Source organism: Saccharothrix syringae, from assembly GCF_009498035.1.
GTDB lineage: Bacteria > Actinomycetota > Actinomycetes > Mycobacteriales > Pseudonocardiaceae > Actinosynnema > Actinosynnema syringae.
The window spans coordinates 7,374,556-7,399,299 of sequence record NZ_CP034550.1 but is presented as its reverse complement, the minus strand read 5'-3'; the positions used below and the strand labels follow the sequence as shown (position 1 = coordinate 7,399,299).

Annotated in this window: 20 protein-coding genes; 14 read left to right on the top strand and 6 right to left on the bottom strand. The window is 75.6% G+C overall.

The window, feature by feature from the left end:
- Positions 1-64: 64 nt before the first annotated feature.
- Together EKG83_RS31270 and EKG83_RS31265 are read left to right on the top strand one after the other, a co-directional pair.
- A complete protein-coding gene (locus EKG83_RS31270; RefSeq protein ID WP_033429322.1) occupies positions 65-1,807 on the top strand; it encodes a glycosyltransferase in 1,743 nt (580 codons plus the stop codon).
- Positions 1,774-3,300, top strand: a complete 1,527-nt coding sequence (locus EKG83_RS31265) for an AMP-binding protein (RefSeq protein WP_051765017.1) — start codon at positions 1,774-1,776, stop codon at positions 3,298-3,300. The genes EKG83_RS31270 and EKG83_RS31265 overlap by 34 nt, the downstream gene beginning before the upstream one ends.
- A gap of 115 nt (positions 3,301-3,415) precedes the next feature.
- Here EKG83_RS31265 and EKG83_RS31260 read toward each other — a convergent pair whose 3' ends face one another.
- Positions 3,416-3,811: a MauE/DoxX family redox-associated membrane protein gene (locus EKG83_RS31260; protein WP_051765019.1), complete on the bottom strand. Its 396-nt coding sequence runs from the start codon at positions 3,809-3,811 to the stop codon at positions 3,416-3,418.
- Positions 3,812-3,908: 97 nt separating this feature from the next.
- Between EKG83_RS31260 and EKG83_RS31255 the strand changes: the two genes are divergently transcribed.
- The 9 genes from EKG83_RS31255 to EKG83_RS31215 all read left to right on the top strand — a co-directional run bounded on the left by EKG83_RS31255 (position 3,909) and on the right by EKG83_RS31215 (position 12,788).
- Entirely contained in the window at positions 3,909-4,616 is a 708-nt protein-coding gene (locus EKG83_RS31255; protein ID WP_033429323.1) for a hypothetical protein, read from the top strand.
- Positions 4,613-5,080: a hypothetical protein gene (locus EKG83_RS31250; protein WP_033429324.1), complete on the top strand. Its 468-nt coding sequence runs from the start codon at positions 4,613-4,615 to the stop codon at positions 5,078-5,080. The genes EKG83_RS31255 and EKG83_RS31250 overlap by 4 nt, the downstream gene beginning before the upstream one ends.
- Positions 5,055-5,594 (top strand): hypothetical protein, encoded by a 540-nt coding sequence (locus EKG83_RS31245; protein ID WP_051765034.1) that lies wholly within the window; start codon positions 5,055-5,057, stop codon positions 5,592-5,594. The genes EKG83_RS31250 and EKG83_RS31245 overlap by 26 nt, the downstream gene beginning before the upstream one ends.
- On the top strand, positions 5,591-5,731 hold the full coding sequence (locus tag EKG83_RS31240) for a hypothetical protein (protein ID WP_153278563.1): 141 nt from the start codon (positions 5,591-5,593) through the stop codon (positions 5,729-5,731). The genes EKG83_RS31245 and EKG83_RS31240 overlap by 4 nt, the downstream gene beginning before the upstream one ends.
- Before the next feature lie 18 nt (positions 5,732-5,749).
- Positions 5,750-6,292 carry a hypothetical protein gene (locus EKG83_RS31235; RefSeq protein WP_033429326.1) on the top strand — a complete coding sequence of 181 codons (543 nt, stop codon included), beginning with the start codon at positions 5,750-5,752 and terminating at the stop codon, positions 6,290-6,292.
- 51 nt (positions 6,293-6,343) lie between these two features.
- A complete protein-coding gene (locus EKG83_RS31230; RefSeq protein WP_051765021.1) occupies positions 6,344-9,490 on the top strand; it encodes a S8 family serine peptidase in 3,147 nt (1,048 codons plus the stop codon).
- Between the two features lie 79 nt (positions 9,491-9,569).
- Entirely contained in the window at positions 9,570-10,832 is a 1,263-nt protein-coding gene (locus EKG83_RS31225; protein WP_033429328.1) for a hypothetical protein, read from the top strand.
- Between the two features lie 300 nt (positions 10,833-11,132).
- Entirely contained in the window at positions 11,133-11,813 is a 681-nt protein-coding gene (locus tag EKG83_RS31220; RefSeq protein ID WP_033429329.1) for a glycoside hydrolase family 11 protein, read from the top strand.
- A 156-nt stretch (positions 11,814-11,969) separates the two neighbouring features.
- Positions 11,970-12,788, top strand: a complete 819-nt coding sequence (locus EKG83_RS31215; protein WP_153278562.1) for a hypothetical protein — start codon at positions 11,970-11,972, stop codon at positions 12,786-12,788.
- A 30-nt stretch (positions 12,789-12,818) separates the two neighbouring features.
- Here EKG83_RS31215 and EKG83_RS49225 read toward each other — a convergent pair whose 3' ends face one another.
- Complete coding sequence (locus EKG83_RS49225) at positions 12,819-16,226, bottom strand: BTAD domain-containing putative transcriptional regulator (protein WP_153278561.1); 3,408 nt, start codon at positions 16,224-16,226, stop codon at positions 12,819-12,821.
- 164 nt (positions 16,227-16,390) lie between these two features.
- On the opposite strand from EKG83_RS49225, the gene EKG83_RS31205 reads away from it, so the two are divergent.
- A complete protein-coding gene (locus tag EKG83_RS31205) occupies positions 16,391-17,554 on the top strand; it encodes a trypsin-like serine peptidase (protein ID WP_153278560.1) in 1,164 nt (387 codons plus the stop codon).
- Positions 17,555-17,737: 183 nt separating this feature from the next.
- Positions 17,738-19,183 (top strand): argininosuccinate synthase, encoded by a 1,446-nt coding sequence (gene argG / locus EKG83_RS31200; protein WP_033432084.1) that lies wholly within the window; start codon positions 17,738-17,740, stop codon positions 19,181-19,183.
- Between the two features lie 45 nt (positions 19,184-19,228).
- Here argG and EKG83_RS31195 read toward each other — a convergent pair whose 3' ends face one another.
- Positions 19,229-20,134, bottom strand: a complete 906-nt coding sequence (locus EKG83_RS31195) for a trypsin-like serine peptidase (RefSeq protein ID WP_033432083.1) — start codon at positions 20,132-20,134, stop codon at positions 19,229-19,231.
- 164 nt (positions 20,135-20,298) lie between these two features.
- On the opposite strand from EKG83_RS31195, the gene EKG83_RS31190 reads away from it, so the two are divergent.
- Positions 20,299-20,610, top strand: a complete 312-nt coding sequence (locus EKG83_RS31190; RefSeq protein WP_033432082.1) for a hypothetical protein — start codon at positions 20,299-20,301, stop codon at positions 20,608-20,610.
- A gap of 6 nt (positions 20,611-20,616) precedes the next feature.
- Here EKG83_RS31190 and EKG83_RS31185 read toward each other — a convergent pair whose 3' ends face one another.
- From EKG83_RS31185 to EKG83_RS31175, 3 genes are read right to left on the bottom strand one after another with little or no spacing between them, the layout of a single operon-like run.
- Entirely contained in the window at positions 20,617-22,377 is a 1,761-nt protein-coding gene (locus EKG83_RS31185; RefSeq protein WP_033432081.1) for a condensation domain-containing protein, read from the bottom strand.
- Positions 22,374-23,291 (bottom strand): thioesterase domain-containing protein, encoded by a 918-nt coding sequence (locus tag EKG83_RS31180; protein ID WP_033432080.1) that lies wholly within the window; start codon positions 23,289-23,291, stop codon positions 22,374-22,376. The genes EKG83_RS31185 and EKG83_RS31180 overlap by 4 nt, the downstream gene beginning before the upstream one ends.
- The gene (locus tag EKG83_RS31175) at positions 23,288-24,742 is read right to left on the bottom strand and encodes an AMP-binding protein (RefSeq protein ID WP_051766198.1); all 1,455 of its coding nucleotides are present in this window, start codon (positions 24,740-24,742) and stop codon (positions 23,288-23,290) included. Before EKG83_RS31175 ends, EKG83_RS31180 begins: the two co-directional genes overlap by 4 nt.
- Positions 24,743-24,744: the final 2 nt, after the last annotated feature.

The window sequence follows — 24,744 nt, the reverse complement described above, 5'->3', positions numbered from 1 at the left end:
CCCGAGCGCACCGCCCCGACCCCGTGCCGTGACCGGACGGAACCCATTCAGCGAAGGGCTCAGCGTGCACCCGACCCCCGTACCGGGCCTGGTCTCGGTCGTGATGCTGGTCAGGAACCGCCTGGAGTACACCCGCAGGGCGCTGGCGTCGCTCGCCCGCGCGTCCGGGGACTTCGAGGTCGTGGTGGTGGACAACGGGTCGCGCGACGGCACCGCCGAGCACCTGGCCGCGGTGGACCTCGGGCACCCCCTGACCGTCCTGCGCCACGAGGACGACCGCGGCGGCAGCGAGCGCCGCAACACCGGCGCGGCGGCGGCCCGCGGCGAGTACCTGTTCTTCCTGGACAACGACGTGCTCGTCGACGACCCGCGGGTGGTCGAGGTGCTGGCCGCCGAGCTGGCCGCGGACCCGGGGTTGGGCGCGGTGTCGCCGCTGCTGCTCTACCCCGGTGAGGTGGAGCTGGTGCAGTGCGCGGGCGGCGGGTCCACCGTCGACGGTCGCATCGGCGCGGTCGGGCGCGGTCGGCCGCCGGGGCCCGAGCACCGGGAGCACCGGGAGCAGACGTGGGCGCCCACGGCCGCGCTGATGGTCCGGCACAGCTCCTTCCGCCGGGTCGGCGGGTTCGACGAGGCGTTCGACCCGGTGTCGCTGTGCGAGGACGTCGACCTGTGCTGCCGGCTGCGCGCCGGGGGCGAGCGGCTGCGCTACGTCGGATCGGTGGCCGTGCGGCACTTCGAGGGCACCACGTTCAACCACGTCGGGCACGACAAGCTGCCCATCTGGAAGCGCCACACGCGCGTGATCCGCAGCCGGTGGGCCGGGTTGTTCGCGCGGGGACCGGCGCACCCGCCCGCCGCGCTGGAGTGGGTGCCGGTCCGGAAGGACTACTCCGACCTGGACCGGCCCCGGGTGGCGGTGCTCGACGACGCGGCGGAGGCCCCGGCCGACCTGAGCTTCTTCGCGAGCGACCGGGTGCTGGCCACGCCGGAGCCCGCTGATGTCAGGGTCCTGGTCGTCGGGACGGCGGCGGCGGTGCCGGACCTGGGCGCGGTGCCCGGTGTGCGCGTGGTCGGCGTGGCCGACTCGGACCTCCGCTCCCTGCTGCCGACTGCCCGGGCGCACGGAGCGCCCTGGGCGCTGCGCGACGGGGCGCGACTGGTCGAAGAGGTTCCGGCGGAGGGCGTCGTGGTGTGCGGGCCGGACACCGCCGCGGTCGTCACCGCGTTGCGCCGGGGGCTGCACGTCCTGCTGGCCAAGCAGGCCGTGGACGACCTGGCGAGCCTCGTCGGGGCCGCGCGGGCGGCGCCCGGCCGGTGCTCGGTCGACCTGCCCTGGGCGCACCACCCGGAGCTGATCGCGGCGGGCAAGGCGGTGACCGAGGGCGGTGCCGGGGTCCCGCGTGGTTTCGAGGTGCGGCTGGTCCGGCCCGAGGTGCCGGGTGCGGACGTGGTCGCCGAACTCGGGCCGGACGCGCTGGACGCGGTCGAGCGGGTGCTCGGCGTGCCGGTGACGGGGGTGCGCGCGGTGGAGGCGACCCCCGACCTCGTCCGGGCCGAGGCGGTGGCCGGTGAGGTCACCGGAACGGTCGAGATCGGGTGGGGGGAACCCCGGTTCCGCATCGCGGTGGCGGGGACGGGCGACGACCTGGTCGTCGACCTCGTCGCGCCGTCGGTGAGCGGGGCTTGCGCGGACTTCGTCGGCGCGTTGCGCGGTGGTCCCGCGCCGCTGACGGAGCTGACCGCGGTCGGCGGGCTGCTCGGCGTGGTGTCGGCGTGGCGTTCGGAGACGGGGAGGGCACGGGGATGAACCTGGTCGAGGTGCTGCGCACCGGGGCCGCCGCCGGCGGGTGGCTCGACCGCCCGGCCTACGAGGTCGACGGTGCCGCGCTGACGCACGCCGAGGTCTACGACGGGGCGGCCCGCGTGGCCGGTGCCCTGGTCCGCGACGGCGTGCGGGTCGGCGACCGGGTCGTGGTCCTGCTCGACGACAGCCCGGACTTCGTCCTGGCGTTCCTGGGCGCGGTGCACGCCGGCGCCGTGCCGGTCGCGATCAACCCCCGGCTGCACCGCGACGAGCTGCGCCAGGTGCTCGACGCCGCCCGGCCCGCGCTGGTCGTGCACCGGCCGGGCGACGTGCCGCCCTCGGCCGCGCCCGCGACGACCTCCGCCGGGCTCGGCGGGGCCCGGCCGGTGCCGGTCGTGCCGCGCGACGCGGGCGACCAGGCTTACGCGACGTTCACCTCCGGCACCACCGGGGTGCCCCGGCTGTGCCCGCACGCGCACGGCGACGCGCTCGTCCACCACCGGTCGTTCTGCGTGCCCGCGCTGCGCCTGTCGCCCGACGACGTCGTCCACTCGGTGTCCAAGCTGTACTTCGCGTACGGCCTGGGCAACTCGCTGCTCTACCCGCTGATGAGCGGCAGCCGCGTGGTGCTGAACCCGGAGCCGCCCGTGGTGGACGACGTGCTGGCGATCGTCGACAAGTACGACGTGACCGCGCTGTTCGCCGTGCCGACGTTCTACGCCCGGCTCATCGCGCACCCGGGCGGCGAGCGGTTGGCGAACCTCCGCCTCGCCGCCGCCGGGGGCGAGGTGCTGCTGCCGGCGTTGGAGGAGCGGTTGATGGAGGTGCTGGGCGACCGGCTGCTCAACGGCATCGGCTCGACCGAGGTCGGGCAGGCGTTCACCCACAACACCCCGACCGCGCGGCGGGTGGGCACGGTGGGGCGGGTGCTGCCGCCGTTCGAGGTGCGGGTGGTGGACGACCGGGGCGGACCGGTCGAACCGGACGTGGTGGGGCGGTTGCAGGTGCGCGGGCCGACCGTGGTGCTCGGCGTCGACGAGGGCGGTGAGCCCCGGCGCACGCGCGACTGGTACGCCACCGGGGACCTGGCGTCGGTGGACGCCGACGGCTTCGTGCGCGTCACCGGTCGGTTGGACGACGTCGAGAACGTGGGCGGGATCAAGGTCCACCCGCTGGAGGTGGAGCACCTGCTGGCGGGGCACCCGCTGGTCCGGGAGGCGGCGGTGTGCGCCGCGGCCGACCGCGACGGGGCGGCCCGGCTCCGCGCCTACGTGGTGCGGGCCGGCGAACCGGCCGACGTACGGCCAACGGACGAGCCGACCGGTGAACCGGCGGGCGAACCGACCGACGCCGAACTGGCCGACGACCTGATCGCCCTGGCGCGCCGGCACCTGACGGCCTACAAGGTGCCGCGCGAGGTCGTGTTCGTGCCGTCGTTGCCGCGCACCGGGTCGGGCAAGCTGCGCCGGCACGTGGTGCGCGGCTGGCGGGCCTGACCCCGGCAGCGGCACCACGTTTGCGGCAGCGGGAAAGCGTGGAGCGGGCGCGTTCGGAATCCCGAACGCGCCCGTTGCGCGCTCCCGACGCGGGAACTTCGGGCCGGCGGCCGACCTACCGTCCGCCCCGCCCCGCCCGGGAGCCGCCGAAAGCACCAGCGAGTTCCGGCAGCAGGTACCCCGCCATCGCCAGCACGAAGCCACCCGACAACGCGATCGGCAGCGGCACCGCGGGTTCCACCGCCGCGCCCACCGCGAACACCACCGCCCGCCCCACCGTCGCCCACGTCACCGGACCGGCGTCCCGGAAGCACCCGCACGGCGCACCGGGGCGGCGCACCTTCAGCCGCACCAGGTACACCGCGAACGCCGCGTAGAGCGCGGCCACCGCGTACGGCGTCACCACCGCCGACAGCGCGACCACCACTTCCAGCGCCGCGAGCGCCCGGCGGTCCCGGGCGTGCCCGAGCGCGGCGAACACCAGCAGCAGGGCCCCTCCGGCGGTGAACACGGGTTCAAACCTACTGGTGCGGCGTGGCTTCGGGCAGGCACACACCCGGTAGCACGTGGTGGTGGGCGGCGGCGCGGTTGTTCTAGCGTGCACCGCCGTGACCGCCGAACAACGCCTGGACCTCGTGGCCCCCAGCGGGGACCGGGTCACCCTCACGCTGCCCGGCACCGCCCCGGTCTCCAGCGTCGCGGCGGCCGTGCGGTTCGCGGGTGGTTCCCACGGCACCGGTTTCCAGATCGGTCCGCGCGGCTACCACGACTTCGCGAGCACGCACGTCGCCCCCGCCGTCACCACCGACCGCTTCCTGGTGCACGGCCGCGAGGTCGTGGTGGCCGAGGCGCGCGACGGCGAGTCGTCGTTCGCCACGCTGATCGGCGCCTACCACGAGCTGATGACCGTGTACGCGGGTCCCGCGCCGCGCCGCGACCGGGTGTTCTCGCTGTTCAACTCGCTGCGCGTGGACGACCGGGTGGCGGGCATGGTGGTCGCGCCGCGCTCGGCCACGCTGCTGGACGCGATGAGCGAGCACGTCGTGGTCGTGGTGCGCGACTTCGGCACGGTGTCCGTGCCCGGCCCCCGCCAGGCCCACGACCACGTCCCCGCGCACGCGGGCGCGCCCACCCGCCACGGCGAGGTGTGGAAGGTGGCCCTGCCCGGGGCGTCGAGGGCTCCGGCGGATCACACGTTCGTGCTCGGTTGCGCGGCCGGCGTGGCCGAGGTGCGGCTGTCCTCCTCGCCGCACCGCACCGACCGGGAGCGGCTGGACTGGCTGGACGGCATCGGCGTGGCCTGGGAGGCGGCGTGAACCCGGGCACCGCGTTCCTGGTCATCACCTGGGCCGCGATCGTCGTGCTGTTCCTGGGCCTGGCGGCGGTGCTGCGCGAGGTCCGGTTGCTGCGCGCGGCCGTGGCGCGGGACCCGCGGGGGTTCTCGGCGGCGCAGCCGGACGTGGTGCTGGGCGAGCGGTTCGCGAACCGGGTCGTGCTGGCCGCGGACTCCGGGTGCCCGCTGTGCCTGGCGGTGTCGCGGCGGTTGACCGACGCCGTGCTGCTCACCCACGAGCGGCCGGAGGTGTGGGACACGCCGCTGGACGTGGTCAGCGACCGCGAGGCGTGGCGGGCCGTGTCGCACCTGGCGCCGCCGGTGCTGATGCGGGTCGACGCGACCGGGCGGGTGGCGCGGCTGGTGCTGCCGGTGCGCGAGGAGCAGGTGGACGAGGTGCTCGACGAGTGGGGGGTGCGCGGTGCTGGCGTTCGACTTGATCCCTGACCACGACGCGGGCACGGGGCGCAGCCGCGCGTTGCGCGACCTGAAGGCGCCGCGCCGCCGCCGCACCGTGCTCAAGGCCGTGGTGCTGGGCGCGCTGACCGTCGGGGCGGCCGCGCTGACGCCGCCGCGCCGGGCGCGCGGTGAGGTCGGCCCGAACGCGCTGAACGGGTGGGACCGCGCGGACTGCCGCGACGCCTACCCGAACGGCTACCCCGAGGAGGGGGACACCAGCGGCGCGTACACCGGCACCTACGCCGCCTGCTACGCGGGTGCCTGGCGCGGCAGCGACTTCTGCGAGGCCGGCTGGCACAAGCACGGCACGGTCAACGTCGGCGACGTGCAGGTCGACCACATGCCCATCGCCACCGCGTGCGGCACCACCACGACCAAGAACGCGTGGCGCTGGACCACCCCGGACGGCCGGGTGTACCGCTGCTCCGACGGGTTCAGCACCTACTGGGGCGCCGGCTACACCGGGCAGACCTACCTGACGATCTGCCGGGCGCCGGTGTGACCCGCTGGCACCCGTTCCTGCTGGCGGGCGTCCTCGCGATCGCCTCGCTGGCCGTGCTCCCCCTCGGGGGCACCGAGTTCGCGCCGTGGCTGCTGGTCGGCGTCACGGCCGGGTTCGCCACGTCCGGCTCCACTTGAAGCCGGAACTCGGCCCACGTGCTGAGCTCGCCGGTCTGGCGAGGTCCACCCGCGCTGGCGTTCCGCGCCGGCCTGCTCCTCGGTGGCGCGCTGAGCGCCGCGGTCCTGCTGGTGGTCGGTTCGCTGCTGCGCGCGCCGCTGCCGGTCTGGGCGCGGTGGGCGGCGGTGGCGCTCGCGCTGCTCGTCGTGCTGCTGAAGGAGTTGCGCGTGCTGCGGTTCCCGCTGCCGGAGAACCGGCGGCTGGTGCCGGAGAGCGTGTTCCGGCTCGGGCGGCTGCTCGGTCCGCTCCAGTTCGGCGTGGAGATGGGCACCGGGGTCCGGACGTACCTGCCCAGCGGCCTGCCGCACGTGGCGGCGGTGGCGGTGCTGCTGACCGCGCCGCCGGTGGCGGCGCTGCTGGCGGGGATCGGGTTCGGCCTGGGGCGGGCGCTGATGACGACGGCGGCGCTGCGCCACCCGGGTGACTGGCACGCGTTGTGGGGTCGCCACTCGACCCGCCTGGCCGTCGTGCTCGGCGGCGCGTTCACCGCGGCGCTGGCGGGCGCGTTCCTGGCCGGCTGACCGCGAAAGTGCGAAAGGAGGGCGGACGTGCGTTCGCCGAAGCTCGTTCTGGTGCCCCTGCTGGTAGCCGGCCTGCTGACCGCGCCCGTTGCCGAGGGCGCGCCGACCGCGGAAGCCGGGCGGACCGGGACCGGGGTCGTCACGGGGCAGGAGGTCGCGCTGGTCACCGGCGACCGGCTGGAACTCCTGCCGGGATCGGTCGTGCGGGTGAGACCGGGGCCGGGGCGCGAGCACGTGGGGTTCCTGCGCGACGGTGACCGGGTGGTGCCCGCGGACGCCCTGCCGCTGATCGACTCGGGGCGCCTGGACCCGCGCCTGTTCGACCCGGCGCTGCTGCCGCGCGACCGGACCGCGCCGGTGATCGTGACGGACCTGGGGACCGCGAGCGGTGAGCAGGCCGACGCCCGCGTCGCCGCCGCGGCCGTGCCGGCGACCGACGTGCGGGAGCTGCCGAGCGTGCGCGGCGCGGCCCTGCGCCCCGCCGACGGCTTCTGGGACTGGTTCACCCGCTCCACGGCCTCGGCGTGGCTGGACGGCGTGTCCCGGCCCACCCTGGACGTCACCGTCCCGCAGATCGGCGCCCCCGCCGCCTGGGCCGCCGGGTTCACCGGGGCCGGCGTCGCGGTCGGCGTGCTGGACACCGGTGTCGACGCCGGCCACCCCGACCTGGCCGGCCGCGTGGTCGAGCAGGCCGACTTCACCGGCACCGGCACGGCCGACCAGGTGGGCCACGGCACGCACGTCGCCGGGATCATCGCGGGGGACGGCGCGGCCTCCGGCGGGCGCTACCGGGGTGTCGCCCCGGCCGCGACCCTGGTCAGCGGCAAGGTGTGCACGGCGATCGGCTGCCCGGACTCGGCGGTGATCGCGGGCATGGAGTGGATCGCGCCGCGCGCGCCCGTGGTGAACATGAGCCTCGGCGGCGGCTACAGCGACGGCAACGACCCGGTCTCCCGCGCGCTCAACGAGCTGACCGCCCGCCACGGCACCCTGTTCGTGGTCGCCGCCGGCAACGACCGCGCCCTCGGCCAGCCCGACCCGCTGGCCTCGGTGACCTCGCCCGCCGCGGCCGACGCCGCGCTCGCCGTGGGCAGCACCGACCGGGACGGCGGCACCAGCCCGTTCTCCCCGCGCCAGCCGCGCCGGGGCGACCTCGCGGTCAAGCCCGACGTCGCCGCGCCCGGCGCCGACGTGGTCTCGGCCCGCGTGCCCGGCACGCCGGCGGGCGACACCGCGCCGGTGGACGAGCACTACGCGTCGCTGTCCGGCACGTCGATGGCCGCACCGCACGTGGCCGGCACCGCCGCCCTGCTGCGGCAGCGGCACCCCGGCTGGTCGGCCGACCGGCTCAAGCCGCTGCTGGTCAGCACCGCGCGGCCGACGGCCGACGTGTTCGAGCAGGGCGCCGGCCGGGTCGACGCGGCACGCGCGGTCGCGCAGGACGTCAGCGCGTCCGGCGGCGTCGGCTTCGGGGCGCTGCGCTGGCCGCACGACGCCCCGGTCGAGCGCACCGTGACCTACCGCAACGACGGCGCGGCGCCCGTGACGCTCGCCCTGACCACCGACTCGCCGCGGTTCACCGCCTCCGCGCCGAGCGTGCACGTGCCCGCGGGCGGCACTGCGTCGGTGACCGTGCGCCTCGACCCGGCGGGCGCGTCGGGCCGGCTGGGCGCGCGGCTGACCGGCGAGGCGCCGGGCGTGGTCGTGCGCACGGCGCTGACCGCGGTGCTCGAAGCCGAGACCCACGACCTGCGGGTCACGCTGCGCGGCCGCACCGGCACGTCGGCGTCGACCGTGGTCAAGGCCGTGGACAACGCCACCGGCGCGGCCTACGGCATCCGCGTGGTCGACGGCGTCGGCACGGTCCGCCTGCCCAAGGGCCGCTACGACGTCAACGCCGTCGAGCAGTCCGACCGCAACGACGTGACCGTGCTCGCCAAGACCGGCGTCACCGTGGACCGGGCCACCACCGTCGCGCTCGACGCGACCGCGGGCACCCCGGTCACCACCACCGTCGACCAGCCCGGCGCGCGGCTCGTCGTCAGCGAGCTGCTGCTGGTCTCCGGCACGGCCGGGCGCACCTCCGGCCTGGGCTGGTTCGCCCGGCCCGGCCAGCGCGTGCACCTGGTCGCCACCCCCGGCAAGGTCACCGACCACGTGTTCTCGCTGTCCTACCGGGTCGAGCTGACCGCTCCGGACGCCGAGTACCACCTGGCGTTCCTGTCCCGGGGCGCCATCCCGGACGGCCGGTTCACCGCGCACGACCGCGACCTGGCCCGGGTGGACGCCCGGTACCACGCGCAGGGCGCGCCCGCGGAGAGCCTGCGGCTGGACTACGCCTACCTCGACGACCCCGGCGCCAACAGCGGCATCCAGGAGGCGCGGGAGCACGAGATCCCCAGCCGCCGCACCGAGTTCTACACCGCCGCGCCGGGCGTGCGGTGGATGCACCTGACCGCGGTGTTCCCGCCGGGCGTGGAGGACGCGGAGAACCTGGCGACCTACCGCACCTACCGGCCGGGCCGCTACGAGACCCACTGGAACAGCGCGCCGCTGGGCCCGGCGTTCGGCGAGGCGGAGCTGGGCTTCGGCGTGCGGCGCGACGGCGGGGTGATGTCGGTGAACCTGACGCTGCTCTCCGGCGGCGACCCCGACCACTTCACCATGCCCCCGTACGGCATGACCGGCACCACCGAGCTGCTGCGCGACGGCCGCTCGCTGGGCGTGAGCGAGCTGCCCGGCGCGGGGCTGTTCGAGGTGCCCGAGGAGCCCGGCACCTACACGCTGCGGTCGACCGCGCGGCGGTCCGTGCCGTGGTCGGTGATCGGCACGGCGGCGGACGTGACGTGGACGTTCCGCGAGTCCGGCGGCCCGGCGCCGCTGCTGCTGGTGCGGGCCGCGGCGGACGTCGACGAGCAGGGCCGCGCGCCGGCCGGCCGGGTGTTCCCGGTGCGGCTGGTGGCCCGGCACCAGCCCGGGGCGCCCGCGGCCCGCGTGGTGGCGTTGCGGGTCGAGTCGTCGTCCGACGACGGGGTCACGTGGCGCACCGCGCCGACCGCCCTCACCCCGGCGGGCACCGGCGTGGCGCTGGTGACCCACCCGGCCGCGCCCGGCTTCACGTCGCTGCGGATCACCGCCCGCGACGCCGACGGGAACTCGGTGACCCAGACCGTGGTCCGGGCCTACCAGACGCGCTGAACCGACGCCCTGTCACATCCGCGCGCCCCGCGACGATCAGGAAGGTGGTGCAAGCCCGGACAGGAGAGGTCGACATCCCGTGAACCAACCCAGCGCGGACGTGCGCGAGACCGGCAGCGGCCGCCCGCCGGCGGTCGCCGATGTCGACCGGATCGCCGCGAACCCCGACCCCGTCGTCCGCAACCTCCAGATCACCCACTGCTACGCCGAGCTGTCCCGGGCGCTGGCCGCCCGCACCGGAGGTGCCGCCAACTGGTGCACCTTCGCGGTGTGGGCGTCCAAGCAGGTCGGCCAGACCATCCGGCAGGAGGACCTGGCCCGCGCGCTGGAGCGGCTGCTGGCCGGCTCGCCCGAGGTGGCGGCCGGGGTCGACCTGGTGGTGCGCGGGCTGCGGCGGGCCGTGCCCGGGCGCGCGGTGGCCGACGCCGAGGGGCTGGTGCGCCGGGTCGTGGTGGCGACCGCGCGGCTCGACGCGGTCGGCGACGCGGCGGCCCGGGGCAACCGGAAGGTCTTCGAGGAGATCGCCCGCGAGTTCGCCCGGTTCCTCGCCGAGTTCCCGGGGCGCGAGTTCCCCGGTTCCGGTTCCAGCTCCGGTTCCGGCTCCGGTTCCGGCTCCGGCGACGGAGTCGGCGAGGACCGGCGGGTCGCGGAGTTCTGCGAGGCGCTGCGGCCCGGCGAGCCGCCCGAGGGGCAGCGCTACCTGCGCTACGCGTTCGCCCGCTACCACCGGGCGATGGTCACCGACGACCCCAAGCAGCGCGCCGAGCTGCTGCTGCTGGCCAACATCGAGGTCGGCCTGCACGAGCAGACCCGGTTGCAGCCGGAGATCACCGCCGCGCTGGAGGGCCCGGTGGTCGACCCGCGCGAGCTGGAGCGCCGCCTGCTCGACCTGGTCCTGCCGGACAACCGGGTGCTCAGGTGGCTGCGCCTGGCGCTGCTGACCGTGCTCGGCAGGCGGACCCCGGTGCGCCTGGCGGGCGAGCAGCTGGCCGACCACGTCCGGGCGCTGGCCCGGCGCGTGGTCACCGAGCACCTGATGACGCTGGCGCTGCCCGGCGGCGAGGTGCTCGACCTGGGCGAGGACCTGCCCGCCCGGTTCCCGCCGCTGCTGGCCCAGCTCGTCAACCCCGAGCTGCTGGCGCTGCTGGCGACCGTCGACCCGACGAAGGACAGCCTGCTCGACACCGCCGCGCGGGACTGGTCGGACCTGCCCGACCGGATGCACTACATCGCCGACATGTTCCGCTGCCACGCGCAGCGCGCGGACCTGTTCGACCCGCCGTTCACGGACGAGCAGGTCGAGCAGCTGACCAGCGGGCGTCGCCCGTCCGGTCGCCTCTGACCTGGGCCCGTCGGACCAGGCGGACCACCCGGCCGCGCCGTCCCCACCACCCGGGAGCGGCGCGGTCGCTTTCTTCACCGGTCGGGAAGCCCCGTTGTCCAGCAAATGGGCACCGGACGCGGTACTTTACCGGTGAAGCCTCGCGCCGGGCGAATTTTCGCAATTTCACGGTAATTCTTTCGAAACATTCCGATAATTGTTGACAACTCTGCGCAGTCGGACGAACACTCATCGGCGTCAACAAGCCCATCGGCTCGGCCACCCGCTGCCTGGCTTCGCCGGCCTCAACGAGGAGGAAGCATGGACTCGGAAGACGTCCCCGCCCGCCCGATCAACCGCAGGCTGTTCCTCGGCGGCGCGGGCACCCTGGCGCTGACGTCCGCCTTGGCGCTGCCCGGTACCGCCAACGCCGAGACGATCAACACGAACCGGACCGGAACCCACGGCGGGTACTACTACTCGTTCTGGACCGACAGCCAGGGCACCGTCTCGATGACGCTGAACAACGGTGGCAACTACAGCACCTCCTGGCGCAACACCGGCAACTTCGTCGCGGGCAAGGGCTGGAGCAACGGCAGTCGGCGGACGGTGAACTACTCGGGCAGCTTCAACCCGTCCGGCAACGCCTACCTGACCCTGTACGGGTGGACGTCGAACCCGCTCGTCGAGTACTACATCGTCGACAGCTGGGGCTCCTGGCGGCCGACCGGGACGTACAAGGGCACGGTCACCAGCGACGGCGGCACCTACGACGTGTACCAGACGATGCGGTACAACGCGCCGTCCGTCGAGGGCACCAAGACCTTCCCCCAGTTCTGGAGCGTCCGGCAGCAGAAGCGGGTCGGCGGCAGCATCACCACGGGCAACCACTTCGACGCGTGGGCCCGGTACAACATGCGGCTGGGCAGCTTCAACTACTACATGATCATGGCCACCGAGGGCTACCAGAGCAGCGGCAGCTCCAACGTCACGGTGAGCTGAGCGGGCCGCTCGGGGAACGGCGGGCCGTTCACGCGCCGCGGTGCGACGACTTCGGGTCGTCGCACCGCGGCGCTGCTTTAAGGCCACCGTAATCCCGGCACCCACCCTGGTCCGCGGCGCCGCGGCGCGGACCGCGGGCAGGAGGGTGGGAGTGCGATGGCGAGGACGACGTGGGTGGCGCTGCTCGGGTGCGCGGTGGTGCTGGGCGGGGCGGTGACGCCCGCGCGGGCGGCGGTCGACGTCCGGCTGGTGGAGCGGGTGAGCGCGTCCGACCTGCTCGACAAGTCCGTGACGGCCCGGTGCCCCGGGGGCACGAAGCTGCACTCGGCGGGCGCCGGGGTCGACGACCGGTCGGGGCGCGTGGCGGTCGAGGCCGTCCGGCCACTGGCGGACCTGTCCGGGGTCGTGGTGAGCGCCGCCGTGCGCGGGCGGACCGCCACCCCGTGGGCGGTGACCGCCCGCGCCCTGTGCGCCGCGGGCTCGCCGGTGCTCTCGGGCGGCGTCCGGTTCCGGGCGGAGCTGGTCGACCTCGACGAGGACTCGGCCGCCTGCCCGGTGGCCGGCGGGCTGACCGGCGTGGGCGGCGAGGTCGTCGGCGGGGCGGCGCTGTTCGGGCTGGTGCCCGACGCCGGCCTGGCCGCGGCCACCGCGAGGGCGTCCGGGCCGACCGACGCGGACTGGGACGTGGACGCGTGGGCGATCTGCGACGCCGCGCTGGTCGGGGACCTGGTGCGGGTCGAGGTCGGCACGGGGGCGCTGTCCGGCGCGTACCTCCAGTCGGTCACCGCGACGTGCGCCGAGGGGGACGAGCTGGTCGGGGGTGGCGGGTCGGCGTTCGGCAACACCCCCGACGCCGACGCGGTCCTGGTGGGGCTCGAACCGGACCCGGTGACCGACTCGGTGACGGCCACCGGGGTGAAGGGGGCCAGCCCGTGGGGCATGAAGGCTTACGCGATCTGCCTCACCGGGGTGTGAGGGGGTGCTGTTCGCCGGGTGCCGGCCCTGTCATCTCCCGGTGCCGGGGAACGGGCCGGGCTCCACGTCGATCTCGCGCATCCGCGCCACGTAGGCCCGGTAGCGGCGGCGCGCCTCGCCGTGGCTGCCCGCCGCGGTCAGGGCGCGGACGAGCGCGAGGTGCGCGGTCTCGTCGTAGCGGTCGCGCTCCAGCACGCGCAGGCAGTACCGGCTGCTCGCCACGTGGTCACCGCCCGCGGCGGCGTGCCCGGCCAGCGCCGAGGCGACCTGGAGGTAGGTCAGCCGGGCGTCCTCGCGCAGCTCGGCCGCCCAGTCGGCGTAGGGCTCCTCCTCCAGGAAGTCACCGCTGTAGGCGGTCTCCGCGGCGGCGAGCAGCGCCGGCGACCCGCCCGCCAGCCCGGCCCTGGCCCCGTCGAGGAACCGCAGCACGTCCACGTCCACCGCGGTCGGGTCCAGGCGCACCTGGTCGGCGTCGGCGACGATGCCGTGCCGGTCGCTCCGGTCGGGGTCGAGCACCAGGCGCGCGGTGGACAGCGCCACCGACAGCCGGTTGGCCACCCGCTCCGGCGGCTCACCCGGCCACAGCAGCGCCATCAGCGCCTCGCGGGCCGTGGGCCGCCCCCGGCGCGCGACCAGGATCTTGACCAGGTCGCGCGCCTTGCGCGACTGCCACGCCGTGGCCGGCACCGCCGCGCCGCGGCGCAGCACCCGGAACCCGCCGAGGGTCCGGATCGACACCGCGGGCCCGGTCGACCGGCCGCAGGTCTCGGCGACCGCCGCCGCCTCCGCGACCAGCCCGCGCGCCCCGACCCGGGCGGCGTCCCGGCCCGCCGCGGTGGCCACCGCCAGCCCGTCCGCGCCGCCCAGCACCCGCGCCCTGGCGATCGACACCTCGACGCCGCCGATCGGGTTGCCGATCCCGGCCCACGCCGCGGCGGCCCGGTCCAGCAGCGACAGCGCCTCGTCGCGCCCGGGGCACGCGCGGCCGAGCAGTTCCAGGGCCGCGGCGACGGCGGCCCGGTCGCCGCGGCGGGCCGCCACCTCCCGGGCCTGCCCCGCGTGGACGGCCGCCTCCTCGGGGTCGCCCCCGGCCAGCGCCAGGCGGGCGGCGGCCAGCAGCGCCGCCGGGTGGCCCGGACCGCGCGCCAACGCGCGGCGCACGAGGTCGTGCGCGGCCTCGGGCCGCTCGTCGGCCAGCACCCGGGCGAGCCCGGCCAGCGCGGGCACCAGCTGCGGCACCGCGTCGTTCTCCTCGGCCAGCCGCACCGCCTCGGCGAAGGCGTGCCGGGCGGGCACCGGTTCGCCGCGCAGCCGGTGGACCTCGCCCAGCGACTCCAGCACCAGGCTCGCCAGCCGGGACCCCGTCTCGGCGTAGACCTGTCGTGCCGCGGCCAGGTCGGCCGCGGCCTCGTCCAGCCGGCCCAGGCCGAGCCAGGCCGCGCCCCGGTTGTTCAGCGCCAGCGCCCGGTAGCCGGTGAACCCGGTGAGGTCGGCCAGCCGCAGCGCGGTCTCCAGCTCGGCCAGCGCCTCCCGGTGGTCCGCCTCGTGCACGAGGTGCGCGGACCGGTTGACCCGGATCCTGATCTCCGCCAGCACGTCGCCGGCCAGCCGCGCGTGCGCCAGCGCCCGCGCGCAGTGGTCGGCGATCGCCGCGCGGTCGCCCTCCGCCTCGGCGACCATGGCCAGCACGGTGTGCGCGGTCGCCAGCGCCGCGTCGTCACCGGACTCCTCGGCCAGGGCGGTGGCGGTGGCGAGGGCGGTCCGGCTCGCCGCGATGTCGCCGCGCGCCCAGTGCGCGCTCGCCGCGAAGGCGTGCAGGCGGGCCTCGGCCGCGGGGTCCTCGCCCGTGGTCGCGCACTCCCGGCACGCGGCCAGCGCGCGGTCCGGCGCACCGCTGAAGTAATGCATGGCGGCGATGCGGGCGGCCAGGGCGGCGGGGGTGCGGGTGCCCGGCGGGGTCGCGCGGCGCAGGCAGGCCAGGGCCCGGCCCCACTCGCCGCGGACCTGGTGCGCCACGCCGGCCAACTGCCAGGTGGCCGGGGTGCGCTGCTCGGGCGGTATGCCGGCGACGGCGGTGATCACGGTGTCCGCGCCGCCCCGTTGCAGCAGCTCCTCGCCCCGGGCGGCCAGCAGGGCGCCGACCGCCCGGTGGTCGGTCAGCGCGGTGACGGCCTCCGCGAGGTGACCGCGGTCGGCCAGCCACGCGGCGGCGGCCGTGCCGAGCCGGTGCCGCTCGGCGGCGCCCAGCGGGGCGCGGCTGGTGATGAACGCGCGAGCCAGCGGGATCAGGGCGAGCCGGCCCGGGTGTGCGACCAGGCGTTCGACGAACAGGCCGCGGGTCGCCAGGTCGGCCAGCACCCCGGCGGCGTCGGTGAAGCCCAGGGCGGTCATCAGGTCGGCGTCGAAGCGGTCGAACAGCGCCGCGGCGGACAGGAGGTTCCGCACCGGGGGTGGTTCGCGGTCGAAGACCTCGTGGGCCAGGTAGTCGTACAAGGCGTGGTCGTAGGGGGCGCTGGGGGAGGGGGCGTGGGGGGAGGGGGCGTGGGGTGGCGCTTGGTTGTGGCCTGGCGGTGGGGGGAGGGGGTTGTGGGGCGGTGGGGTGGGTGGCGCGGGGTGCGGTGTGTGGGTGTGGGGCGGTGGGGTGGGTGATGCGGGGTGTGGCGTGTGGTTGTGGGGCGGTGGGGTGGGTGGCGCGGAGTGCGGCGTGTGGGTGTGGGGCGGGGTGTGGTCGTGCGGCGGCGGGCAGCCGTGCGCGGGGTCCCGGCCCAGCGCCTCGGCGGCCATCCGCACCGCCACCGGCCAGCCGCCGGTCAGGCGGTGGACCTCCGCGGCGGCACCGTCGGGCACCAGCTCCCGGGTCTCGCGCGCGGTGAACGCCAGGTGGGCGGCGGAGACCTCCACCGGCCCGCCCGGCCCGGCCGGGCGCCGCACCGGGAACGGTGGCGGTTCGCGGCTCGACAGCACCACGCGCAGGGCCGGGGGAGCGTGCAGGCACACGGCCTCCAGCAGGGCGCACGCCCGGTCGTCGCGGCCGACGACGTGCAGGTCGTCCAGCACCAACAGCAGTTCCCGGCGCCCGGCGGCGGCCTCGGCGACCGCGTCGCACAGGGAGGCGGCCAGGGCGCGTGCCCGGTCGGTCCGCCCGGCCTCGCCCGCGGCCTCGTCGTCGGCCAGCACGTCGGGCGGCCGGAACCGGAGCGAGGGCAGCACCGCGCGCAGGGCGCCGGCCAGGTGGTCGAGCAGCCGCCGGGCGGAGCGGTCCTGCTCGGTCAGGGTGTGCCAGGCGACCGCGGCCCGCCCGGTCCACCCGGCGAGCAGCGTGGTCTTGCCGTACCCGGCGGGCGCCACCACCGTCGTGACCCGGTTCGAGCGCGCCGCGACCAGCAGGTGGTCCAGGCGTGGCCGCGCGACGGTGCCGGTGGACCGGGACGTCCTCACACGTTCCCGATCCCGCACCGCGCCGGTGCGTACCGCGTCGCGGGCGGATTCACCCGATGTGGTCAGCCGACCGGGCGCTTTATGCCGGCGTTAAGGCCACCCGAAGGGCCGTGACGACCGTGGTGCGCGACCGATCCTCCACCACGTCCGAAAGGTGGGACACGATGAAGAAGGCACACCGCGCGGTGGTGCTGCTGCTGGTCGCGGCACTGGCACCGCTGGTGGCCGCGCCGCTCGCCCGGGCCGAGGACCCGTGCGCCGACCGCGCGCCGACCGAGCTGGACCGGCGCGGCGACTGGCGCTGCGTCGGCCTCGCCACCTACGCCGACCCCGAGGCCGAGCCCCGGGACGGTGGGCTCACCGACGAGCAGGCCCGGCGCCTCGACGTGACCAGGCCGGCGAGCTGGGAGCTGGGGGTCGCGGTCTCCCCGGACGGCCGGCTGTACCGGCAGACCGCGCCGTCGCCGACCGGGCCGGACCAGGTGCGCCCGGTCAACCCGACCCCGCCGGACGCCGACCCCGAGGGCGAACCGCAGCCGACCGGCACGGGGCAGTCGGCGGGCACGGGGCAGTTGGCGGGCACGGGGCAGGTCGGCGAGGTCGGGACCCGGACGGTGTTCGGCCCGGACGACCGCGTGCTGCGGCTGTCGACCACGAACTACCCGTGGCGGGTGATGGGCTCGGTCTCGGCGCCCGGCTCCACCACGTCGAACTGCTCGGGCTCGCTCATCGGGCCGCGCCACTTCCTCACCGCCGGCCACTGCATCCACGTGGGCGGCACCGGCGCGGACGCGGGCTGGTACCCCGACCGCGAGGTCGCGCCGGGCCAGCGCGGCATCGGCACCTACCCCAACGGCCTCAAGGACCACTCCTGGTACTTCAGCGTGGTCGGCTGGTTCGACCACGCCGACCCGGCCTACGACTACGGGATGATCGTGCTCCAGGACCTGCCGTCCACCGCGGGCCTGGGCTGGCTGGGGTGGCGCTCCAGCGGGCACTGGGGCGGGCACTGGACGTTCGGCTACCCGGGCTGGTCGCACGCGTGCGCCGCGTCCCCCTCGCCGGGCGGCCTGTGCGACAACTACCTCTACGGCGACGACAACTCGACGCAACTGGTGCTGGCCAAGCAGATCAAGACCCACGCCGACGCCCAGACCGGTCAGAGCGGGTCGCCGATCTACCAGTACAACGGCGGCGACCGGCGGGTGATCGCGGTCCTCGCCTACCACGGCAACTGGGGCACCAGGGTGACCGGCGCCCGGTCCGACAACTTCTGCGCCTGGATCCACGCCTTCCCCAGCGCCTTCAACGACCACCCCTGCGAGTGAGGGGGAGCCGGGGGCCTCGCGGCCCCCGGCGTCGTAGTCGGGGGAGAGGTCGGGTTCGCGCGGCGGTGCCCCGGACGTCACCACACCTGACCCGACGAACATCTGCGCTGGTCAGAGTGGTGTGACCAGATTCGGTGCCACCCGACTATGAATGATCATACGACATGGTGCATACTTTCCGACGTGTCCAAGGTGCTTACTTCCCTCCCCGCCGGCGAACGCGTCGGCATCGCCTTCTCCGGGGGCCTCGACACCTCGGTGGCGGTGGCCTGGATGCGCGAGAAGGGCGCGGTGCCGTGCACCTACACGGCCGACATCGGCCAGTACGACGAGCCCGACATCGCCTCGGTCCCCGGCCGCGCCCACACCTACGGCGCGGAGATCGCCCGCCTGGTCGACTGCCGGGCGGCGCTGGTCGAGGAAGGGCTCGCCGCACTGGCCTGCGGCGCCTTCCACATCCGGTCCGGCGGTCGCGCGTACTTCAACACCACCCCGCTCGGGCGGGCCGTCACCGGCACCATGCTGGTCCGCGCCATGCTCGACGACGACGTGCAGATCTGGGGCGACGGCTCCACCTACAAGGGCAACGACATCGAGCGGTTCTACCGCTACGGCCTGCTGGCCAACCCCTCGCTGCGGATCTACAAGCCGTGGCTGGACGCGGACTTCGTGCGCGAGCTCGGCGGTCGCAAGGAGATGTCCGAGTGGCTGCTGGCCCGCGACCTCCCCTACCGCGCCAGCACGGAGAAGGCGTACTCCACCGACGCCAACATCTGGGGCGCCACGCACGAGGCCAAGGCGCTGGAGCACCTGGACGCGGGCATCGAGCTGGTCGAGCCGATCATGGGCGTGCGGTTCTGGGACCCCGCCGTGGAGATCCCCACCGAGGACGTCTCGATCTGCTTCGAGCAGGGCCGGCCGGTCACCATCAACGGCAAGGAGTTCGGCTCGCCGGTCGACCTCGTGCTGGAGGCCAACGCCATCGGCGGCCGGCACGGGCTGGGCATGTCCGACCAGATCGAGAACCGGGTCATCGAGGCCAAGAGCCGCGGCATCTACGAGGCGCCGGGCATGGCGCTGCTGCACATCGCCTACGAGCGGCTGGTCAACGCCATCCACAACGAGGACACCCTGGCCGCCTACCACAACGAGGGCCGCAAGCTGGGCCGGCTGCTCTACGAGGGCCGCTGGCTGGACCCGCAGGCGCTGATGATCCGCGAGGCGCTGCAGCGCTGGGTCGGCACGGCGATCAGCGGCGAGGTGACGCTGCGCCTGCGGCGCGGTGAGGACTACTCGATCCTGGACACCACCGGCTCCGCGTTCAGCTACCACCCGGACAAGCTGTCCATGGAGCGCACCGAGGACTCCGCGTTCGGCCCGGTCGACCGCATCGGCCAGCTGACCATGCGCAACCTCGACATCGCCGACTCCCGCGCCAAGCTGGAGCAGTACGCCGGGCTCGGCCTGGTCGGCAGCAGGCACTCGTCGCTGATCAGCGCGGCCCGGGTGGCCCCGACCAAGCTGATCGGCTCGATGCCCGAGGGCGGCGCCGAGGCCATCGCCTCCCGCGGCCGCGCCGTGGACGACGAACTGCTCGACCACGCCGCCCTGGAGGCGGGCAACGACTGACCCGGTGGTCCGGGGGCGGTGCTCCGCCCCCGGACCCGCGCGGGTCTACAGCGCCTGGGCGAGGTTGTAGAGGTTCTGGGCGTCCGCGCCGAAGTACGGGCCGAACATCCAGGTCGGGATCAGGTTGATCTTGTAGCTGTTCACCGAGGTGAGCGTGCCGGTGCCGGTCGCCTCGGAGAACGCCCGGAACCAGGGACCGCCGCTGGCGCCGCCGGTCATGTTGCACGTCATGCCGATGCCGGTGCTGAGGAAGGCGTTGAACGTCCGCCCGCTGCAGTAGATCAGCTTGGTGCCGTCGTACGGCGAGGCGGCGGGGTAGCCGAAGGCGTACATGTTGTCCGCGCGCGGCTGGTTGAACGCGATGCCCTGCGCCCCGACCACGTCGGTCAGGGACTGGCCGTTGAGCTGCGAGACGACGATGGCGCCGACGTCGAAGTTGATGTCCTCGGTCGCCTCCCACTGCGGGGTGGACTTCGTGGCGCGGGCGCTCCACGTGCCGTACGGGGCGTTGCCGTTGTCGTAGGCCGGGACGAAGACCACGTTCGTGTGGTACGCGCCGTCGAGCTTGACGCAGTGGCCGGCCGTGATCACCGTGCTCTTGTTGGTGCTGGTGACGGCGTTGCCGCTGCACGAGGCGTTGCGGCCCTGGTAGGTGAAGAACACGCGGCCCGCGGTCGTCACGACCGCGCCGCCGCCGGTCCACGCGCTGCCGCCGTTGGGGAAGGCCAGCGGTGCCACGGTCGCGGGCTCGCCGGTCGGGACGGTGGCGCGCACCCGCCACGGGCTGACGGTGGGCGCGTCGAGCGGGACGGCGGAGCGCATCCGGTCGGGGGTCCAGTAGGTCTCCGGCGCGGACTGGGCGGCCGGTGCGGACTGCGCGGCCGGTGCGGCGACGAGCGACAGCGCGAGCGCGCTCGCCAGGGTGACCAGTTTCCTCGCGGTACGGTTCATGATCTTCCACCTCTCGTGGGTCGATCAACGGCAGGGGACCGTGGAGTGGAAGTTACTCAGCGGAACCCGCGACCGTTTCCGGCAAACGGGTGGGAAACCGGCTGCCACCGCGTTGCCCCGAACGCGGTCTTGCCGTCGCGGCGGCGGCGCGGCACCGTGGCGGGGTGGTGCTGCTCCGGCTCGGCGTGGTGGTGGCGGCCGTCGCGGCCGCGGTGCTCGGCCCCGGACCGACGGCGGTGGCCGCCGACCGGGCGAACGCCGCCGGCCCGGCCGGCACCGCCGGCCGGGTCACCGCCGCCAACCAGTGGGCCTGCGCGTTCTACCTGGCCTCGCAGGGCTACTCCGGCCTGCTGGTGGACATCGGCTGCGCCTCGGGCGCGGGCGGCGACGCGGTGATCTGCCGGGGCACGCTCCGGATCGCCGGTGTGCCCGCGGCGATCGCCGAGGAGGGCTGCCGGAAGGCGGCCGAGACCTGATCCCGGTCAGCTCCTGCCGCTGCCGCTGACGAGGGGGGTCCAGGCGCGCGGGTCGTCGGGGTCGTCCGGGGCCGTCCGGCAGATCACGTAGTGCCGGGGCGTGAGGGCCGTGTGGTGGTCGGCCAGGGCGTCCATGCAGCGGGCGTGGGCCTCCTCCGGGGTGCGGACCGCGTCGGTCGCCGTCAGGTGGGCGACCAGGGGCCGGCCGCCCAGGGACGGGAAGAGCCGGGTCACCGCGGGCGCCAGCGCCTGGTCCAGCAACCGCCGCACCTCGGCGGGGTCGACCCAGCAGGAGTCGACCAGGACCCAGTCCGGGGGACGGGCGATCGGCTCCAGCGCGATGGCCTCCCGGACGCGACCGGCGTCCAGGTCGGCCCGGGAGGCGGCCACCAGCAGGCGTTCGACCGCGGTCAGCAACGCCTCCATGTCGGCCCGGGGCACCAGGCCGGTGTCGGAGCTCCACAGGTCCAGCACCAGTCGGCCGTCGACCTGGTTGAGGCCGAAGCGGACCGGGGTGCCGTTGCGGTGCACCGGGCGCCAGCGCAGCTCGGTCCGCCCCAGCGCGGCCTCGACCTCCTCGGGCCGGAAGCCGACGCCCGCGGTGACACCGGACCAGGACTCGGGGACGAGGCTGTTGAACAGCGGGTCGTAGTTGAACCGCAGGCCCCGTTCGCGCTCGATCACCGCGTCCTCGGCCGCCCGCCGGGCCGCGTCGTAGCGGGCGTGCCTGCTGGCCTCCAGCACGGCGGTCCAGGTGTGCTTGACGAGCGCGTCGAAGCTGCCCTCGCCGACCTCGACGGTGGCGATGCAGCCCTGCGCCAGGGAACCGACGTAGTTCACCAGGTGGCGCTCGAAGCGGTTGCCCGACAGCAGGGGCAGCACCAGTTCGCGGTACCCGGTGCGGTGGGCGAGCACGGCGCAGACGGCGGCCAGGACGATGCTGGACCGGCTGGCCCTGGTGCGGGCCGCCACCCGCCGCACCGCCATGGCGGCGGCCACGGACGACAGCTCCACCGCCAGCGACTCGCCGCTGGCCCGCCCGCCCGGCAGGGCGTAGAGGACCCGCGGTATCCGCCACGACTGCTCCAGCACGTAGTCCAACGACGCCTCGGCACGTCGCCGCTCGACGGACCGGGCCTCCAGCTCCGCCTGGTCCAGCGGGTGGTGGCGGGGCTCTCCCACCTGCCGCAGCGAGGGGTTGCCGACCAGCTCGGCGAACTCGCGCCGGACGACCTCGATCGCACCGTGGTCCACCGCCAGGTGCGAGAACCCGGCGGCGCAGGCGACGACCCGGTCGCCCTCGTCGGGCGCGGTGGCCACGGCCACCCGCACCTCGGGCCGCCGCGGGCCGGGCGGCGGTTCGCGCAGCACCCGGACCAGCGCGTCGGCCACCGCGGTGCCGTCGCGCGGCCCCCACCGGCCCGCGCCGAGGGAGAACACCTCCAGCGCGAGCACGCCGGACGCCGCGACGCGCTGGCGCGGGCGCTCACCGCCCGAGTAGCTGGTGCGCAGGGCCTCGTGCCGGGCCACCAGCACGGCGACCGCCGCGGCCACGTCGTCGACGGACGCGCCGTCGGGCACCGGCAGCGGGACGGCCAGCACGGCGTAGAAGTGGTCGGGGGTCCGGTCCAGCCACCGGAAGATGTTGAGCTGGCCGAGGGTGAGCGGTCCCTCGCCCTGGCGCCGCCCGGTGAACGCGACCGGGACCGGCGGCAGCGGGGTCAGCTGCACCCGCCGCCTGCGGTGCGGACCGGTGCCGGTGCTCACCGGACCAGCTCCCGCAGCGCGTCGACCCAGCGGTCGCCGTCGTGGAGCCGTCGTTCGCCCGCGGGCCAGTCCTCGGTCCGCACGGCGCCGAAGACGTCCACGGCACCGGGGTAGGGCCGCGGTCGCCAACTGCGCACGCCGTCCCGGTTGGCCCGCCACACCCGCAGCGAGCGCGCCACGAACCCGGGTGTCGCGTCCTCCGGCACCAGGTCGCGCGCCTTCCAGTCGGCCAGGGTGCCGGGCAGGTCCAACTCCCGCGGCTCCTCCGCCCACAGGCCGACCGGCTCGACCAGGTCCGCGTCGATCACCGCCAGCAGCGGCACCTCGGCGCCCTCCTCGACGAGCCGGGCGGCCATCTCGTGGGCGATCGCCGCGCCGGCCGCGCAGCCGCCGAGGAGGTAGGGGCCGGTGGGGTGCTCCGCGCGGATCGCGTCGAGGTAGGCCCGTGCCATCGCGGGCAGCGCGGGCAGGGGGTCTTCCTCGTCGTACAGGCCGACCGCCTGGAGGGCGTAGACGGTGTGCTCCTCGCCCAGTTCCTGGGCCAGCGGGCAGTACGCGCCGACCCGCCCGTCGGCCGGGTGGACCAGGAACAGCGGTGGCCGGGTGCCGTCGCCGCGCTGGACCGGGACGAGCGGACCGGTCAGCCGCTCGTTCTGCGCGCGCAGGCGACCGGCCAGGCCCGCCACGGTCGGGTGCTCGGTCAGCACGTTCAGCGGGAGCTGGACGCCGAACTCCTCCAGCACCGCGTTGATCACCCGGGCGGCGTCGAGGGAGTTGCCGCCCACGCCGAAGAAGTTCTCCCGGATGCCGACGCCGAAGCCCAGCACCTCCTGCCACTGCCGGGCCAGCCACAGCTCCACCGGGTCCCTCGGGCGGGAGTAGCCGGTGTCGGTCAGGTCGACGGTCGGGTTCATCGCGGGGTCGCACCGTCCTCGGGGTTGGGAGCCAGACGCCAGCGCTGCACCTTCCCGGCCGCCGACCGGGGCACCTGGTCGACGAACGTGAAGTGCTTGGGGATCTTGTAGCCGGCCAGCCGCCGCCCGCAGTGCGCGGCCAGCTCGGCGCGGCGGACGGTCGCGTCGGGGCGCAGCACCACGTGCGCGCCGACCACCGACCCGAGCGTCCGGTGCGGCACGGCCAGGGCCACCGCGTCGGCCACCGCCGGGTGGGCCAGCAGCGCCGCCTCCACCTCGTCCGGGTCGACCTTCTCCCCGCCCACGTTGATGGTGCCGTGGTCGCGGGGTTGCAGGTGGAGGTAGCCGTCGGGGTCGAGCCGGCCGCGGTCGCCCACCGTGGCGAACCCGTCCGGGGTGGTGCGCACCACCAGGCCGTCGAGGTAGTCGGAGCGGCCGACCCGCTGCGGGGTCCGCATGAACACGGTGCCGGTGGTGCCCGGCGGGACCGGCGCGCCGTCGTCGTCCAGAATCCTGATCTGGGTCAGGAAACCGCGCCCGACCGTGCCGGGGCGGGCCAGCCACTCGTCGCCGCGGACCAGCGTCACGCCGATGCCCTCGGTCGCGCCGTACAGCTCGAAGACCCGGTGCGGGCCGAGCAGGTCGAGCCACCCGCGCTTGGTGGCCGGGTCGCAGCGCGCGGCGGTGTGCAGCATCCCGCGCAGGCTGTCGAAGCTCCCGGGCGCGGGGTTCGCGGCCAGGATCTCGCGCATGTGCGTCGGGGTGAGCTGCACCCACTCGACGCCGTGCCCGGCGATCAGCTCCACCGTCCACGCGGGGGAGAAGAACGGTTGCAGGACAACGGTGTTGACGTCGAGTAGGGCGTCCACGAACGCGGTGAACGGCGCGGCGTGGTACAGCGGGCCGACGACGAGCTGCCGCTGGCCCGTCCGCCAGCCGGTCTGCCGGATCACCAGCGACGGCGTGCGCGCCGGGTCGTAGCGCAGCGGGCCGGGCCGGGCCGAGATCTTCGGCACGCCCGTGCTCGCGCCGGTGGCCAACAGGTACGCCACCGGGCCACCCGGGCGCGCGGGGCCGCCGGGCACGTCCACCGGTCGCGGCCGGTGCCGCTCGTCCAGCAGGTGGACGCGGTCGAAGCGCCGACCCAGCAGGCCCAGCAGGAGGTCCCGCTCGGCCGGCGGGGTGGCCGGGTTGAGCGGGAAGACCGGGACCTCGGCCGCGAGCGCCGCCGCGATGCCCGTCGCCGCGGCCACGGTGTTGGCCGCCTCCACGACGACGCACGAACCCGCGCCCACCACGCGCAGCGCGCCCGCCGCGTCCGCCACGCGGGAGGCGAGTTCGCGCCAGGACACGGTGTGCTCGACCAGGTCCGCGTCGAAGCCGACCAGGGCCGTCCGGTCGGGTTCGGCGCGGGCGACCTCGTCGATCCGCCGGTGCACGGGCAGCGCCACGG